Source organism: Plesiomonas sp. ISS29 (assembly GCF_056522795.1).
On the sequence record NZ_JAWRZQ010000001.1, the window covers coordinates 697,805 to 712,995 of the forward strand.

At 47.5% G+C, this 15,191-nt stretch carries 15 protein-coding genes; 13 read left to right on the plus strand and 2 right to left on the minus strand.

Annotation, left to right across the window (positions count from 1 at the left end):
* Positions 1 to 14: 14 nt before the first annotated feature.
* The 3 genes from AC1HDJ_RS03020 (at position 15) to AC1HDJ_RS03030 (ending at position 1,369) form a co-directional block, all read left to right on the plus strand.
* Positions 15 to 467, plus strand: a complete 453-nt coding sequence (locus AC1HDJ_RS03020) for an excisionase family DNA-binding protein (RefSeq protein ID WP_479533259.1) — start codon at positions 15 to 17, stop codon at positions 465 to 467.
* Positions 467 to 1,036 carry a PIN domain-containing protein gene (locus tag AC1HDJ_RS03025; protein WP_479533261.1) on the plus strand — a complete coding sequence of 190 codons (570 nt, stop codon included), beginning with the start codon at positions 467 to 469 and terminating at the stop codon, positions 1,034 to 1,036. Before AC1HDJ_RS03020 ends, AC1HDJ_RS03025 begins: the two co-directional genes overlap by 1 nt.
* Before the next feature lie 156 nt (positions 1,037 to 1,192).
* Positions 1,193 to 1,369 carry a hypothetical protein gene (locus tag AC1HDJ_RS03030; RefSeq protein ID WP_438622631.1) on the plus strand — a complete coding sequence of 59 codons (177 nt, stop codon included), beginning with the start codon at positions 1,193 to 1,195 and terminating at the stop codon, positions 1,367 to 1,369.
* Between the two features lie 141 nt (positions 1,370 to 1,510).
* On the opposite strand, the gene uspA is transcribed toward AC1HDJ_RS03030, so the two are convergent.
* Positions 1,511 to 1,942 (minus strand): universal stress protein UspA, encoded by a 432-nt coding sequence (gene uspA, locus AC1HDJ_RS03035; RefSeq protein WP_479533263.1) that lies wholly within the window; start codon positions 1,940 to 1,942, stop codon positions 1,511 to 1,513.
* A gap of 491 nt (positions 1,943 to 2,433) precedes the next feature.
* Between uspA and fabG the strand changes: the two genes are divergently transcribed.
* From fabG to uspB, 4 genes are all read left to right on the plus strand, one after another.
* A complete protein-coding gene (gene fabG / locus AC1HDJ_RS03040; RefSeq protein ID WP_479533265.1) occupies positions 2,434 to 3,165 on the plus strand; it encodes a 3-oxoacyl-ACP reductase FabG in 732 nt (243 codons plus the stop codon).
* A 214-nt stretch (positions 3,166 to 3,379) separates the two neighbouring features.
* The gene (locus AC1HDJ_RS03045; protein WP_479533268.1) at positions 3,380 to 4,423 is read left to right on the plus strand and encodes an extracellular solute-binding protein; all 1,044 of its coding nucleotides are present in this window, start codon (positions 3,380 to 3,382) and stop codon (positions 4,421 to 4,423) included.
* A gap of 104 nt (positions 4,424 to 4,527) precedes the next feature.
* The gene (gene ftnA, locus AC1HDJ_RS03050) at positions 4,528 to 5,055 is read left to right on the plus strand and encodes a non-heme ferritin (protein WP_438622636.1); all 528 of its coding nucleotides are present in this window, start codon (positions 4,528 to 4,530) and stop codon (positions 5,053 to 5,055) included.
* A 188-nt stretch (positions 5,056 to 5,243) separates the two neighbouring features.
* Entirely contained in the window at positions 5,244 to 5,597 is a 354-nt protein-coding gene (gene uspB / locus AC1HDJ_RS03055) for a universal stress protein UspB (protein ID WP_479533270.1), read from the plus strand.
* A gap of 79 nt (positions 5,598 to 5,676) precedes the next feature.
* Here uspB and AC1HDJ_RS03060 read toward each other — a convergent pair whose 3' ends face one another.
* A complete protein-coding gene (locus AC1HDJ_RS03060; RefSeq protein WP_479533272.1) occupies positions 5,677 to 7,158 on the minus strand; it encodes an inorganic phosphate transporter in 1,482 nt (493 codons plus the stop codon).
* 677 nt (positions 7,159 to 7,835) lie between these two features.
* Between AC1HDJ_RS03060 and AC1HDJ_RS03065 the strand changes: the two genes are divergently transcribed.
* The 6 genes from AC1HDJ_RS03065 to AC1HDJ_RS03090 all read left to right on the plus strand — a co-directional run bounded on the left by AC1HDJ_RS03065 (position 7,836) and on the right by AC1HDJ_RS03090 (position 15,174).
* Positions 7,836 to 8,972: a BaiN/RdsA family NAD(P)/FAD-dependent oxidoreductase gene (locus AC1HDJ_RS03065; RefSeq protein WP_479536976.1), complete on the plus strand. Its 1,137-nt coding sequence runs from the start codon at positions 7,836 to 7,838 to the stop codon at positions 8,970 to 8,972.
* An 890-nt stretch (positions 8,973 to 9,862) separates the two neighbouring features.
* Positions 9,863 to 12,688 carry a DNA polymerase I gene (polA, locus tag AC1HDJ_RS03070; protein WP_479533274.1) on the plus strand — a complete coding sequence of 942 codons (2,826 nt, stop codon included), beginning with the start codon at positions 9,863 to 9,865 and terminating at the stop codon, positions 12,686 to 12,688.
* Positions 12,689 to 12,899: 211 nt separating this feature from the next.
* Positions 12,900 to 12,947, plus strand: coding sequence for a small protein SpfP (spfP, locus tag AC1HDJ_RS03075; RefSeq protein WP_071892919.1), 48 nt, complete (start codon positions 12,900 to 12,902; stop codon positions 12,945 to 12,947).
* Between the two features lie 325 nt (positions 12,948 to 13,272).
* Complete coding sequence (locus AC1HDJ_RS03080) at positions 13,273 to 13,407, plus strand: hypothetical protein (RefSeq protein WP_479537914.1); 135 nt, start codon at positions 13,273 to 13,275, stop codon at positions 13,405 to 13,407.
* A 748-nt stretch (positions 13,408 to 14,155) separates the two neighbouring features.
* Positions 14,156 to 14,716, plus strand: coding sequence for a Der GTPase-activating protein YihI (yihI, locus tag AC1HDJ_RS03085; RefSeq protein ID WP_479533276.1), 561 nt, complete (start codon positions 14,156 to 14,158; stop codon positions 14,714 to 14,716).
* Positions 14,716 to 15,174 carry a DUF2489 domain-containing protein gene (locus AC1HDJ_RS03090; protein WP_479533278.1) on the plus strand — a complete coding sequence of 153 codons (459 nt, stop codon included), beginning with the start codon at positions 14,716 to 14,718 and terminating at the stop codon, positions 15,172 to 15,174. The genes yihI and AC1HDJ_RS03090 overlap by 1 nt, the downstream gene beginning before the upstream one ends.
* The last annotated feature ends 17 nt before the right edge of the window (positions 15,175 to 15,191 follow it).

Below are 15,191 nucleotides of genomic sequence, written 5' to 3' on the forward strand. Positions count from 1 at the left end.
AAAGAGGGAATGAGATGAATATCACTACGGTGTTACCAAGTGCAGAAGAGATTGCATTAGCAAAATTAGGTAGCCAAGAGCTATCTGCTGTTATCGAAACTAACGGAGAAGCCCAATTAATCAATATTGTTGATAAATTAGGTAAATTTCATGCGGTGACTGTACCAGCTAGTGCACTTAAATTGATGATAGAAGTGCTGACTCAGTTAGGTGAAGGTAACTCAGTGAGTATTACGCCCATTCATGCAGAGTTAACAACTCAAGAGGGGGCTGATATGTTAAATATGTCACGTCCAACATTTATTAAGTTACTCGATGCTGGGGAAATATCATTTAGCAGAACAGGAAATCGCCGTAAAGTTCCGTTTTCTGCTGTTATTGAGTACAAAAATAAACTTGAAAGCCAGAGACTAGAAGCGCTTTCTACCCTGTCTGAATTGGATCAAGAAATGGGTATGGGGTATTAATGGCAACATATACGGTAATTCTTGATGCATGTGTTATGTATCCCGCACCGCTTCGTAGTTATTTAATGTATCTGGCAAATACCGGGTTATTTAGGGCCAGATGGACCGAACAAATCCATGAAGAGTGGATACGTAACCTGTTAAAAAACAATCCTAATCTTGATATCGAAAAAATAGAACGTACCAAAGCACTCATGAATAGCCATGTGCCAGATTGTTTAGTTGAAGGGTATGAACCACTGATTCCTGGCATATTGTTGCCTGATGATGATGACCGACATGTTGTTGCTGCTGCAATCAAAGGGCAAGCGGAGTCTATTATTACGTTTAATATGAAGGATTTCCCTGCCGATAGATTAGAGGCTTTAGGTCTATCAGCAATACACCCTGATGAGTTTCTATGTGACATGTTTGAGTTAAATGCTAGTGCCTGTGTTAAAGCAGCACAACAGCAGCGTAATAGTTTAAAAAAGCCGCCTATGGCAGTGAATGAATTTTTAGCCTGTTTGCAAAAGCAAAAATTACCAAGATTTGTCTCTAAGCTAAAAATGTATGAAATTATTTTATAATAGATTCTGATGTTTGTAGCTTGTGCATACTGTTTGTCGTGATCGCACCTGTACCACAGCAGTCAATCTGCCCACACACCCGATAAGCACTTGCTGATTTTCTCAATTACGGGTATTACTCGTACAAGAAGCAACCCGTTTGCACGATAAATAATAATGAAATCAGAGGGTGTTATGGAGATTCGTCGGCTCTGTAAGTGGGGAAGAGATGAGTACAGTGAGCATTTTAGTTTGCTGTGTGAAATTACCCGTAAACCAAAATTTAGCTGTATTCGCTGCGGGCGTAGTGCGCGTAAAAAACGTTATTTATGTAAGCCACAAAAGCGTGAGTAATCTGTTGTTGAGGTGGTTTAACTCAATTTAACTGAATACAGATTAACTAAATCAAACCCAATATTGCGCCGTCATTGCGCGGCGCAATATGTAAACGCATGATTATCGAATCACCGCCGATCGTCGAATCCGAGTGTATAGTTACTCATCATCGCGCAGCGGGACAATCAGCATATCAATCGGGATATTGTTCATCAGCTGGCGTGCCGATGACATCAGCTTACTCCAGAAATCCTGATGATGGCCGCAGACCAGCAGATCCACATCATACTGCTTGATAGCATCAATCAGTACCTGCCCTAAATCACCGGTGCCGCTCAGGGTTTCGCGGATAGGATAACCGCCGCTCAGTGCCAGTTCACGCAGTGCCGCATGTGTCTCTTCCGTGATCTTCTGCTTCATATCCCCCAAGTTGACATCAATCAGCCCGGTATACAGATCCGAATAGTTGACATCGACATGGATCAACGAAACTTTGGCTGCGTTACGTTTGGCAATACCGATCGCTTTTTTCACCAAGTAGTGGCTTTCCGGTGACAGGTCAACGGCCACTAAAATGTGTTGATAGGCCATGATGATGCTCCTTTTTCATTCATGTATTTGATGACTCTGATGGTAGCACCGGCTTGCGGTGCAAAATGCCTTACCGATCACAGGCTGCTATCGAGTTCGGTACCGAGTTCGCTAACAAAACCGGTTTGCTGCTTGGAGGGTATAACCATTCTGGCAGTGAATGGTGTGATTAAGTGCGGCGCGTTATAACCCTTGTGACAGACTCTTTTACCGAATGAAACGCTGAAAACACGATAAATAAAAAAAATTAAACACTATGTTTTATCTTGTTATGTGGTTATTTAATCGGCATATTGGTTAAAGTGTAGCCTGTCGGTCTGGTTTCTATCCCAGAAATAAACAGATCTTTTGTTTTTCTAATTTGGGTGAAATTTGCCGCGATGGATTTCCGGTGTCATTGATAACGGTATCAAGTGATACACGACAGAACGTGATCAGGCTTACAAACTTATTTATTACGATCAACGCAGAACAGGTGCAGGAGTGATGCAATGAAAAATAAAATCTGTGTAGTAACCGGTGGTGGTCGTGGCATTGGCCGGCAAATTGTGAATACCTTGGCCGATGCAGGTGCAGCAATGGTAATTGCCTGCGACCTTGATCCGGCAGCATTGGAAGAGACTGCCAGCGGGCGGGCCAATGTGCGCGGTTATGTGCTAAATGTGACCGACCGCAGTGCGATTCCGGCATTTATTGAATCGGTGGTCAAAGAGTTCGGCCAGATTGATGTGCTGGTCAATAATGCTGGTGTCACGCGTGATAACCTGATCCAGAAGATGACCGAGCAAGAGTGGGATCTGGTGCTGGATATCAACCTCAAAGGGGTCTTTAACCTGACACAAGCGGTTGCTCCGGTGATGATGGAGCAGGGCAGTGGTGCGGTGGTCAGCCTCTCTTCGGTGGTAGGAATCGACGGTAATATTGGTCAGAGTAACTATGCGGCCAGTAAAGGTGGGGTGATTGCGATGACTAAAACCTGGGCTAAAGAGTTTACCCGCAAGGGGGCGAAGATCAGGGTCAATGCAGTCGCACCGGGCTTTATCCGCACGCCAATGACGGCGGTTGTGCCAGATAAGGTGATTGATTATATGGTCAGTAAAACGCCGCTCGGGCGAATGGGTGAAGCGGATGATATTGCGCAGGCGGTGCTGTTTCTAGTTAGCGATCAGTCGGCCTTTATCACCGGACAGGTATTGCGCGTTGACGGCGGGCTGACGGTTTAACCGTTGGTTTAACGGGAATTTAACCCGATATTGGGTACGAAGACCCTGCCCCAATATCAGGGCCAGACCACAATGCAGTGGCTTGAGTAAACATAATAATAACAATCCGTGTATGATTGCCCCGCATTGCGGGGCTTTTTTTTGCCCGTGCATGCGTGTGAATTTGTGAATGGAAATTGATACCCAGAGGGTATCCTTGGAGGATTGAACCATAATGATAAACAAAGGGTGGGTTTTCGGCCTGATTATCGGCGCATCAGTTGGCTTCAGCACACAGGCTGTTGCGAAAGAGAAATTGTACGTCTATAACTGGACAGATTATATTCCAGCCGCGCTGTTAGAGCAGTTCACTAAAGAGACGGGTATCGATGTTATTTACTCAACCTTTGAGAGTAACGAAGAGATGTACTCGAAACTGAAACTAACGCAAGGGGCCGGGTATGATTTGGTTGTTCCCTCAACGTACTACATCAGCAAAATGGCCCGCGAGGGTATGCTGCAAACGCTGGATCACCGCCAGCTGAAAAATTTTGCTAACCTCGACCCGAGTTTATTATCCCAAGAGTTCGATCCTAAAAATCAGTTTTCAGTACCCTATGTCTGGGGTGCGACCGGCATTGCGGTTAATCGCGCGGAAATTGACCCGACTACAGTGAACAGTTGGCAGGATTTGTGGAAGCCGGCATTTAAAGATCATCTGCTGCTGACGAATGATTCACGTGAAGTTTTCCACATGGCGCTGCTGGTGAAGGGGTTTTCCCCCAATACCACCAATCCAGATGAGATCCGCCAAGCATATGAATTTTTGCGCCAGCTGATGCCAAATGTTCGGGTATTTAACTCTGATGCGCCAGATGTACCCTATCTGCAAGATGAGGTGTCGGTCGGAATGATCTGGAATGGCCCAGCATGGCGTGCTGCGCAAGAGAACCACGATATTCAGTTTATCTACCCCAAAGAGGGGGCGATTTTCTGGATGGACAGCATGGCGATTCCTGCACAAGCTAAAAATCCGCAGGCCGCTTACCAGTTTATCGATTTTTTGTTGCGCCCAGAGAGTGCGGTGGCGATTATAAAAGAGTTAGGTTATTCAGTGCCAAACCGTGCGGCTATTCCGTTACTAGATAAAGCGATGGCCGAGAATACGACCTTGTTCCCGCCAGCAGCGGCGATGCAAAAAGGCCAGTTTCAGCGTGATGTGGGGGATGCCATTACACTGTACGAAACCTACTGGAATCAGTTACGCTCGGGGAAATAAGCGGATATGTTCAGCAGTAACCTGTTTGGGTTGCTGTATTTTAGCGCTGACGATGACAATGTCAGCGTAAGCAGAATTTCTATTCTCAATATCAAGGAGTTTTTATGCTGGCACAAGCCATGATTGATAAATTAAATGAGCAGTTGAATCTGGAATTCTTCTCATCCAACTTGTATCTGCAAATGAGCGCATGGTGTGATCACCACGGGTTTGACGGTGCGGCGCTGTTTTTACGTCAGCACGCAACGGAAGAGATGCAGCATATGCAGCGTTTGTTCAACTATGTCAGCGAAACCGGCGCATTGCCGCTGATTGGTGCTATTGCAGCGCCAGATACCGAGTACCGCTCGCTGTCTGACGTGTTTGATAAAACCTATGAGCATGAGCAGCTGATCACCCGCCAAATCAATGAGCTGGTGCATGTAGCGTTCAGTACACAAGATTACTCTACGTTCAGCTTCCTACAATGGTATGTGGCCGAGCAGCACGAAGAAGAGAAGCTGTTTAAAAGCATTCTGGATAAGATTGAGCTGGTGGGTGAAGATGGCAAAGCATTGTTCTTTATCGATAAAGACCTAAAAGCTTTAGCGCAAACCGGTAATGCCAATGCGGTAGCCAGCAGCGCGGAATAATCTGCGTGACAGCTTGAGCGAAACCGAAGTAAGAAATAGCGCCGTGCAGGATAGATCCCTGACCTGAACTGCGCTATATCTATTTCGTGGCACGATATCTATTTTGCACTAAATGTGTTTGCACTGAATATGGCACCACCAAAATTAACACAGCACACCGTAAACGGAATACGGAAGAGAGTAGGTAGATGGATTTACACCTGATTGTTTGGGTTTTACTGCTGATCAGCGTCGTGAATATTGCGCGCTATATTTCCAGCCTAAAAGTGCTGCTGCTTATTATGCGGGAAAGTGACCCATACCTGTATTTACAGGTTGATGGGCGAGGTTTTTTTCGTGCAACAGGGGTGCTGTCAAAGCAGATCCGGTTGTTTCACTATCTGCGTGAACAGCGTTATGTATCCCACCATGATCCGCTATTTATCGAAAAATGCGCCAAAGTCAGGCAGTTGTTTGTCTTTACCAGCAGCTTATTGTTGCTGATGCTGGCCACACTATTGCTGAGTATTTTCTTGCCGGAAGCGGCGGTATTGGCTGAGTAGTGCTAAAACAACATCGGCAACCCGAGGGCTGCCGATGTTGTAATCGTTCTGATTATCTGATGACGGAAAAAGTGTACGGTCAGAGGATAATGTAGCTTGCGATCCAAAAGAGTGCACAAGAGAGCAGCATCGTGGCCGGTAAGGTGAAAACCCACGCCATGAGAATGCTTTTCACTGTGCCTGATTGCAGGCGGTTTTTGTTGGCTAACATCGATCCCGCAACAGCGGAAGAGAGTACGTGCGTAGTCGATACCGGCATGCCGGTAATACTGGCGATCCCGATAGCAGAGGCCGCAGTGATCTGCGCTGCCATGCCCTGAGAATAGCCCATTCCGCGCTCGCCAATTTTTTCACCCACAGTGACCACAATACGACGCCAGCCGACCAGTGTACCCAGACCCAGTGCCAGTGCGACAGCTACAATCACCCACGTTGGTGCATATTCGGTGGTCTGATTCAGATCGCCACGTAAGGTATTGAGGTTGCTGGAGTCAGACTTCGATAACCCCGGCTGTGATGCCACTTTCTTCGCGGTATCATCAATACACAGGATCAAACGGCGCGTCATCCGGCGTTGCTCGGTATCCAGATCGCTGTAACTGTTTACGCCCTGCAGCAGATCCCCTAGCTTATCCAAAGACTCACGCGTCTGCGCTGGATTGCAGTGGAATTTGCCCTGTGGAATGGCATTATCTTCAGTGCTAACCGGATGGCTGGCAATAAAGGCGTCTAATACCCCCGTGTTGCTGGCATAAATGCTGGCAATGTGTTCTGCCGCATCGGCAGTTTTGGCGATTTCGTACTTGCTGGCATCCATGTTGACCACGAACTGCGACGGTGCGATACCGATCAAAACCAGCATCAGCAAACCAATCCCTTTCTGGCCATCATTCGAACCGTGTGCAAAGCTGACACCAAATGAGGAGAGGATCAGCATAGTACGCGGCCAAAATGGCGGATGCTTCTTTCCATCAAGCAGTTGACGCTCTTCTGGATTAAGATGCATGTGCGATGTTGGGTAGAGCCGTTTTAGCGTTAGCAGCACCACACCGGCAACCGCAAGGCCAACCAGTGGCGAGACGATCAGCGAAAGCATCACATCCAGCGCTTTTTTGAGGTTCACTCCATCACTGATCGAGGTGTGTGTCATCAATGCATTGGCCACGCCGACACCCAAAATCGAACCGATTAAGGTGTGCGAACTTGAGGCCGGTAGCCCCAGATACCATGTGCCAAAATTCCACACAATGGCGGTCAATAGCATTGAGAAGACCATGATCAAGCCATGTGTCGAGCTGATATTGACCAACAGATCAATCGGCAGCAGGTGCACAATGGCATAGGCGACACTCAGTCCTCCTAACAACACCCCGAAGAAATTAAAAAATCCCGACAGTACAACTGCAAGTTGTGCCGGCATTGCTTTGGTGTAGATAACCGTTGCTACCGCATTGGCAGTGTCGTGAAATCCGTTAATAAACTCGTAAGCCAAAACAAATAACAGCGCCAGCCCAAGAAGAATGGCGATATGAGTATCAAGACCGGTAAATATATCAAACATAAAATAAGCCATAAAACCGTCATCAGACTGGCGCATTATCAATATAAATAGCGTCGCTACAAAGCGAAAATTCGAGTTATTTTTAAAAGCGCCGCAAAAAAGGCAGAAATAATTGCACGCTGTTACGCGTAACCTTAAGTGATTGTTGTAATTAACAAATTGATTTATAAGTAAATTAATACTTAATTACATTTATATCTGCTTTTTCAATGAACCCTGCATATAAATCCGTGGTTAAGATTGCATTTTGCGATGATTGTGCCGCTTTATGACACAATTTAGCGTTTTTATGCTTTCTCCTACCTAATTCATATCTTGAAGATTATTTCAATGCGGCCTTTCGCTGTTATGTTGATATTTGTCCTTCATGATTTTTTATTTTCTCTTATCCTGTTTTACGTTATGTCGTGTTTTTCGCTTTATTTTATCTTTTCTGTTTAGAATAGATTTAAGACCCTCTTTTTATTCTGTTTCCCCGAGCTATTGCTTCTTTATTGTTCTTAAGGCGCTGACGATATCTGGTGGTTAGCCGGAAAGCCCATTACAATCCGCCGATGATTTGGTGGCAGCCGGTGAACGTAGGGCTGCGACAACAAGGTGAACTAGAGGCGAGTGTGAAGACTGAATTTGATGTAGTGATTATCGGTGCAGGGGCGGCAGGGTTACTGTGTGCGGCGATGGCTGCCGAGCGCGGGCGGCGCGTGCTGGTGGTGGATAACGGTAAAAAAGCTGGACGTAAAATTCTGATGTCGGGCGGTGGCCGTTGTAATTTCACCAATTTGTATATTGAACCGGCTGCCTATCTGTCTGAAAATCCGCATTTTTGTAAGTCAGCACTCTCACGCTATACCCAGTGGGATTTCATTGCGCTGGTGGCTAAACACAATATTGCCTATCACGAGAAAACCCTCGGTCAGCTGTTTTGCGATGATTCTGCCGAGCAGATCGTGGCTATGTTGTTAGCCGAATGTGCCGAGCACGGCGCACAAATTCGCCTGCGGTGTGATGTCAGTGCGGTTGAGCGGGTTGCTGACAGCGCCGATGCACCGTATCTGGTGCAGACCAGCAGCGGGGCAATTTGTTGCCAGTCGGTGGTGGTGGCCTGTGGCGGGTTATCGATGCCGGGGCTGGGTGCAACCCCGCTCGGTTACCGGATTGCCGAGCAGTTCGCGCTGCCGGTGATCCCCACCCGTGCCGGATTAGTGCCGTTTACGCTGCACAAAGCCGAGCTAGATGCTCAGCAATCACTGGCGGGGATTGCTATTCCGGTCAGCGTAGAGTCACAGCAGGGGGTGGTGTTCCGTGAAAACCTGCTATTTACTCACCGCGGGTTATCGGGTCCGGCGATTTTGCAGATCTCCAGTTACTGGAAAGCCGGGGAAACGGTCAGTGTGAATCTGCTGCCTGATCTTGATTTGCTGGCAGAGCTAGAACAGTTGCGGCAGGCACAGCCAAATCTTAGCCTAAAAAATGCACTGTCGCGCTGGTTACCAAAACGTTTTGTCGAGTGCTGGATTGAGCAGCAGCGGTTGCCAAATCCGGTGTTGTCACAGCTAAGTAATGCGCAAAAAGCGGCGCTGGTCAGTGCGTTGCAGCAGTGGGCTGTGCAGCCAAACAGCACCGAAGGTTACCGTACTGCTGAGGTCACGCTCGGCGGTGTTGATACACGGGTGTTGTCATCGAAAACTATGCAGGCGAACGATATTCCCGGTCTCTATTTTATTGGCGAAGTGGTGGATGTGACCGGTTGGCTGGGAGGATACAACTTCCAATGGGCATGGAGTTCTGCCTACGCTTGTGCTCAGGCGTTATAAATGAGGTATTGATAAGCACAAAAGCACTCGATACTGGACGATGACAGTTGATCACACGATGATAGGAAAGTAGATGATAGACAAGTAAATGCAGGAAGCAGATCGCAGCCTCGTTGTACCCACAGCAGGTTTGCTCAGGTAAATACCTTGTTTGTCACAATTGCAGCAGATTTACCGCTGCTACCGTTTACAATGCTAATGATAATCGTTATCATTAAGTTGTGTTGATGAGGTTGTGACACGACAGCTGCATTAACGCACGACATTGCTCACATATTGCTTCCAAAATGCACTTCGGCCAGCTTAAATCCCATAAGCTGGCCATTTTTTTATCTGTGTCTTTTTCTTTATCCCAACACGGCTAATCTCTTGCGCAATTTCCATACAAATTTTGTCTGGGTAGCCCCTTAATGACAAAAATGGGTGATAAAATCAGCATGCCCTGATTTTGTGTTCTGCGCGCCATCACTTATCTGCTCTGGGCTTGATAAAAGTCAAGGACAAAAACAGTATCCACAGCAGATGATCATATTAAGATCAAGTATTGATCAGCATTAATTTTATTAACTGCATGATTAATAAAGATGTTTATCAGGTTTTTCCTCTAGATCACAATGATGATCACAAAATCGCGTTTTATTGTTCACAAACTTATCCACAGATCAGCAATCATCAAAAAACCGCCTCTAGCCCTTGCTGGTGATCATGGGGTGTGCGGGAATTTTGTACAGAAAGCCGCTTTATTCAGCATATTGCGCTCTGCTGCTGATCTGGCGGGTGATAACCGGTTTTCTGTTGGGAAAGATGAGCAACATGCTGTGCTGTGATTCGCTTCTGTGCGCAGGTGTGGCATCCTTTAGGGCATTGATGACTGACCGGATACCTTTATTATGGCTGAGATTGCGCCCAATCCGTTGATCCTCGTGGATGGATCATCTTACCTCTACCGTGCCTACCATGCTTTTCCACCGCTGACCAATGCACATGGAGAGCCGACCGGTGCAATGTACGGTGTGCTGAACATGCTGAAAAGCCTGTTAAATCAGTATGCACCCAGCCAGATGGCGGTGGTATTCGATGCCAAGGGCAAAACCTTCCGTGACGAGATGTTCGCCGAATATAAGGCTCACCGCCCACCGATGCCCGATGATCTGCGCAGCCAGATAGCGCCGCTGCACGAAATGGTGCAGGCGATGGGGTTGCCGTTGCTGGTCGTCAGCGGAGTGGAAGCGGATGATGTCATTGGTACGCTGGCTACTCAGGCAGCTGCCGACGGGCGTGATGTGCTGATCAGCACCGGTGATAAAGACATGGCGCAGCTGGTGAACCCGCGGATCACCCTGATTAACACCATGAACAATACCGTGTTAGGCCCGCAGGAAGTACAAGAGAAGTACGGTGTTGGCCCCGAGCTGATTATCGATTTTCTGGCACTGATGGGGGATTCCTCCGATAATATTCCAGGCGTTCCGGGTGTAGGCGAAAAGACCGCGCTGGCCCTGCTGAACGGAATCGGCAGTATCAAGCAGATTTACACGCAGCTGGATGCGATCCCAGCGCTCGGTTTTCGTGGGGCAAAAACGCTGCCGGCAAAACTAGAGTTGCACAAAGCCAATGCCGACCTTTCGTACGCACTGGCAACAATCAAAACCGATGTGCCGTTAGAGCAAGATCATCTGTCGCTCGATATTCAGCCTGCCGATACAGACAGCCTGATCCGCCTGTTTGGTCGCTTTGAGTTCAAGCGTTGGCTGGCTGATTTGCTCGACGGTAAAGACATCAGCGCGCCCGTACCGCTGGCGGCTTCTCGCCGTACCGGAACCGGCTCAGGCAGTGAAAACAGTGTTAGCTCATCAGCAGCGGCACAAGCGGCGGTAGCAGGGGTAACGGCGATTACCGTTGATCGCAGTGCGTATGACACCATTCTGACACAGGCGCAGCTTGATCTGTGGTTGCAAAAACTGCAAGCAGCCGATCTGTTTGCCTTTGATACCGAAACCGACGGGCTGGACTATATGACAGCCAATCTGGTCGGTGTCTCTTTTGCCTGCGCAGCAGGTGAAGCGGCCTATCTGCCACTGGCCCATGACTACTTGGATGCGCCAGATCAGCTTGATCTAACCGCTGTGCTGGCACAGCTCAAGCCGCTACTGGAAGATGCGCAGCGGCAGAAAGTTGGGCAAAACCTGAAGTTTGATCAGAGTATTCTGGCGCGTTACGGCATTGAACTGCGCGGTATCGCCTATGACACTATGCTTGAATCTTATGTGCTCAACAGCGTAGCCGGTCGTCATGATATGGATAGCCTTGCCGAACGCCATCTGGCGCACCAGACCATCAGCTTTGAAGAGGTGGCCGGTAAGGGAAAGAATCAGCTAACCTTTAACCAAATTGCCCTTGAGCAGGCCGCGCCGTATGCCGCGGAAGATGCTGATATCACCCTGCGTTTGCATCAGGCACTGTGGCCACAGCTACAGGCCCAGCCGAGTCTGGAAAAGGTTTTTCGTGAGATAGAGATCCCGCTCGTGCCGGTATTGTCACGCATTGAGCGCACTGGCGTATTAATTGAGCCGATGCTGCTCAATCAGCAATCATCTGAGTTGGCACAGCGTTTGGCCGAACTGGAAACGGAAGCGCACACCTTAGCGGGTGAGCCGTTTAATCTGGCTTCACCTAAGCAATTGCAGGCGATTTTGTTCGATAAACTCGGTTTACCGGTGTTGAAAAAAACACCCGGTGGCGCACCATCTACCAATGAAGAGGTGTTGGCGGAATTGGCACTCGATTACCCGTTACCGGCTATTTTGCTTGAGTACCGTGGTCTGGCAAAACTCAAATCAACCTATACCGATAAACTGCCGCAGATGATTAATCCGCAGACTGGCCGTTTGCATACCTCGTATCATCAGGCGGTAACCGCGACCGGCCGTTTATCCTCAACCGACCCGAACTTGCAAAATATTCCGGTACGTAATGAAGAGGGCCGCCGTATCCGGCAGGCGTTTATCGCCGATACCGGCTGTAAAATTGTGGCAGCTGACTATTCGCAAATTGAGTTGCGGATCATGGCGCATCTCTCTGGCGATCAGGGGCTGCTGAAGGCGTTCAGTGAAGGGGTAGATATTCACCGAGCCACTGCTGCCGAGGTGTTTGGGTTAGATCGCGATCAAGTCAGCGCCGATCAGCGTCGCAGCGCCAAAGCAATTAACTTTGGCCTAATCTATGGCATGAGTGCCTTTGGTCTGGCGCGTCAGCTTGGCATTGGCCGTAATGAAGCCCAGCGCTATATGGATCTCTATTTCGAACGTTATCCCGGCGTACTTGATTATATGGAGAGTACGCGCACGCAGGCTACGGCACAGGGGTATGTTGAAACCCTATTTGGCCGCCGCTTACAGTTGCCGGATATTAATGCGCGCAATGGTATCCGCCGCAAGGCCGCTGAGCGAGCTGCAATCAACGCCCCTATGCAGGGTACGGCGGCCGATATCATCAAAAAAGCGATGCTGGCCGTTGATCAGTGGTTGCGTGAAACCCCTGAGCTAGGTGTTCGCTTGCTGATGCAGGTACACGATGAACTGGTGTTTGAAATTCCACAGCAGCATGTTGAGCACTGTACTGCACAAATTAAGCAGATTATGGAGCAGTGTGCCGCGCTGAGTGTGCCGCTGGTGGTGGATGTTGGTGTGGGTGATAACTGGGATCAGGCGCATTAATAGTCATACACATCTATCAGCGGCCAGTGTTGCTGTGTTGAGCAACCATATTGTTGGAGTGAGAAAGTAATTTCATAGTAAAAAATAACTTTCTGATTAATGTTATTTTTTGTGATGAAGTGCAACAAAAAAGTGAAAGTAAACTACAGAAAGCACTTTACCTGCGCCGTTGAATTGCTGTACAGTTTACCACGTAGGGTACAGAGGTAAGATGTTCTATCTTTCAGACCTTTTACTTCACGTAATCGGATTTGGCTGAATTTTTAGCCGCCCCAGTCGTTATGACTGGGGCGTTCTTTTATCCGGAATACTTCAAAATAAAACGCTGTTTTTTTCTCTTTTTTTCCCCTTTTTTGTACTGCTTTTATTTGATACCCGCATTTACCGTCCTAACTGACTTTTCCGGATAACTCTGCTTATTTGCCGTTTTCCGGCCTTGTTATTGTTTTTTCTTCCTGTATTGCGAGTTTTTCACCTTAACTTACTCTTTTAAAAGATAAACAATGATAATTGTGCGATGTGGTTCACTGATTTTCGCGTTTAAATTAGAGTAATTACTTTAATTTAAGGAGAGAGTCGATATAATGAGCAGGCTCTTCTTATTTATCTTAATTGTGCTGTGTTTGCCTTGGTTGTATGCAGGGAAAACAGACAATGACTCTACTGTATTTTCAGGCCAGCGTTTGCTGGCTTTTTTTATGGTTTTTTTCGGCCAGTGATCGGGAAAAACGTCTGTTTTTTAGCGATTTCTACGCTGTTTTTTCTTGTTGTTATTGCCTAAACCGTTATGCAGTAACGGGCGTATATGTTGTTATAAAAAAACAACATTGTCTGACTTATTTATTTCTGCGAAACTAATTATTAATGACAAAGTGAAATGTTAATCCAGCGTTATTTGATAACCCATTGAGCCGATTAAAATTAAAACCTTAGAGCTAGCGCAACTTGTATGATGTAGTGCCTGATCTTGCATAAATATCTTGCGAAACCACGCAGGATCGAAGATCCTAAACTCATAACGATAAAAATCTCCTATTTCTCTCCCGTTGCCCCATCGTACGATGGGGACTTTGTTTCCATCTGCTATTAATCTCTGCATGTAAATGCCCGCCCGTGTTCGCACACTTTTTTGCCAACTTTTTGTGTCAATTTTTTTGTCAATCATCCCTAATATTTCTGCTCTGTTTTGGCACATAAAAGCACAACATAGAGAGCGACCTAGCAATATGTGATACAGAATATAGCCGCAGGATACTGCCACAGCGGTAGGTTATCGGGTGCGCTATACTGGTTGAAAATCGGTTTTTTGGCGGCTAAATGTGCTACAGAGCGGCTATAAATGTGTTAACCGGTGCGATTTTCCCGCTTTTTGTTCATTTGCAGGGCCGAAAGCCTAGAATGTTCTATTTCTGAACGTAAACACTGGCATAATATGGCCTACTGATCCCGCATCACAATGGTGTTGATATGACCCGCGAAAAGAAAACCCGTAAAGCGCCAGGTGGCGTTAAACTTGATTCATCAAAACCGAAAAAAAGCCGTGCTGAACTTGATCAAATGTCACGTGATCAAAAACGTCTGAAAAAGCGTAAAGGTTTGACCTCAGGCGCACGTCAGAATCCAGAAGGGGCTTCACGTCAGGCAGATAAACGTGCGGATAAAGACCCGCGTATCGGCAGTAAAAAGCCGGTGCCACTGATGGTTGAATTTGTAAACCGCCAGCCGAAAAAAGCGGCCGCTGTTAAGCCGGTAGAAAAAGAGACGCTGGCTCCAGAACTTGAACTGGCACAGTTAGAAGCCGATGAGCGTCTGCACCTGTTGTTAGACCGTGTAGATAGCGGTGAAAGCGTCAGCGAAGAAGAGCAAAACTACATCGACAGCAGCCTTGATCGTGTTGATGAGTTGATGCAACTGCTTGGCTTGTCTGATGAAGAAGAGGAAGAATCTGAAACGCCTGCACCGGTAAAAAGCAGTGATCCGGAAGATTTGTGGGAGCGTTTTAACAACAGTGATCCGAAGTCATTCTGATGCTGTGGCAACAGGGATTAGTATTGGCAGCAGTGATGATGCTGCTGCCATTGGCCTTATACGCGGGCTGGTTACTGGGCAAGCTGTGGCAACAGCGGCAAGCACAGCACCATCGGCAACAGCAACGTAATAAGACACTGGCCGACAGTATTCAGACCATCGCATTGGCAATGCAGTCTGGGCAGTGTAATTTATCGGAAGGCGTGTTGCGCCTGCACCCTCTGCTTGAGGCGGTTAATCAGGCAGATACCCCGCAATTATCTACCCATTTTCCGGCAATGCAGGCTCTGTTTGAGGCTGTCGCTGCCATGCCAACACATGAAGCCCGCAAAAATTACAAACGCAATCAAATTATGAAATGGGATCTGGAACGCGAGCTGGCGGAGAGCCGCCTGCAAACAGAGATCGAAGATGAGCTTCCCACTCTGCTTGCGTGGTGTTCTGCATTACCGAAATAAAAGCAGTTTAAGCTGCG

Bases quoted from the DNA above. Each gene is read 5' to 3' on its own strand.
- AC1HDJ_RS03020 (WP_479533259.1), top strand. From the start codon at position 15: ATGAATATCACTACGGTGTTACCAAGTGCAGAAGAGATTGCATTAGCA.
- AC1HDJ_RS03025 (WP_479533261.1), top strand. From the start codon at position 467: ATGGCAACATATACGGTAATTCTTGATGCATGTGTTATGTATCCCGCA.
- AC1HDJ_RS03030 (WP_438622631.1), top strand. From the start codon at position 1,193: ATGAAATCAGAGGGTGTTATGGAGATTCGTCGGCTCTGTAAGTGGGGA.
- uspA (WP_479533263.1), bottom strand. From the start codon at position 1,942: ATGGCCTATCAACACATTTTAGTGGCCGTTGACCTGTCACCGGAAAGC.
- fabG (WP_479533265.1), top strand. From the start codon at position 2,434: ATGAAAAATAAAATCTGTGTAGTAACCGGTGGTGGTCGTGGCATTGGC.
- AC1HDJ_RS03045 (WP_479533268.1), top strand. From the start codon at position 3,380: ATGATAAACAAAGGGTGGGTTTTCGGCCTGATTATCGGCGCATCAGTT.
- ftnA (WP_438622636.1), top strand. From the start codon at position 4,528: ATGCTGGCACAAGCCATGATTGATAAATTAAATGAGCAGTTGAATCTG.
- uspB (WP_479533270.1), top strand. From the start codon at position 5,244: ATGGATTTACACCTGATTGTTTGGGTTTTACTGCTGATCAGCGTCGTG.
- AC1HDJ_RS03060 (WP_479533272.1), bottom strand. From the start codon at position 7,158: ATGTTTGATATATTTACCGGTCTTGATACTCATATCGCCATTCTTCTT.
- AC1HDJ_RS03065 (WP_479536976.1), top strand. From the start codon at position 7,836: ATGGCTGCCGAGCGCGGGCGGCGCGTGCTGGTGGTGGATAACGGTAAA.
- polA (WP_479533274.1), top strand. From the start codon at position 9,863: ATGGCTGAGATTGCGCCCAATCCGTTGATCCTCGTGGATGGATCATCT.
- AC1HDJ_RS03080 (WP_479537914.1), top strand. From the start codon at position 13,273: ATGAGCAGGCTCTTCTTATTTATCTTAATTGTGCTGTGTTTGCCTTGG.
- yihI (WP_479533276.1), top strand. From the start codon at position 14,156: ATGACCCGCGAAAAGAAAACCCGTAAAGCGCCAGGTGGCGTTAAACTT.
- AC1HDJ_RS03090 (WP_479533278.1), top strand. From the start codon at position 14,716: ATGCTGTGGCAACAGGGATTAGTATTGGCAGCAGTGATGATGCTGCTG.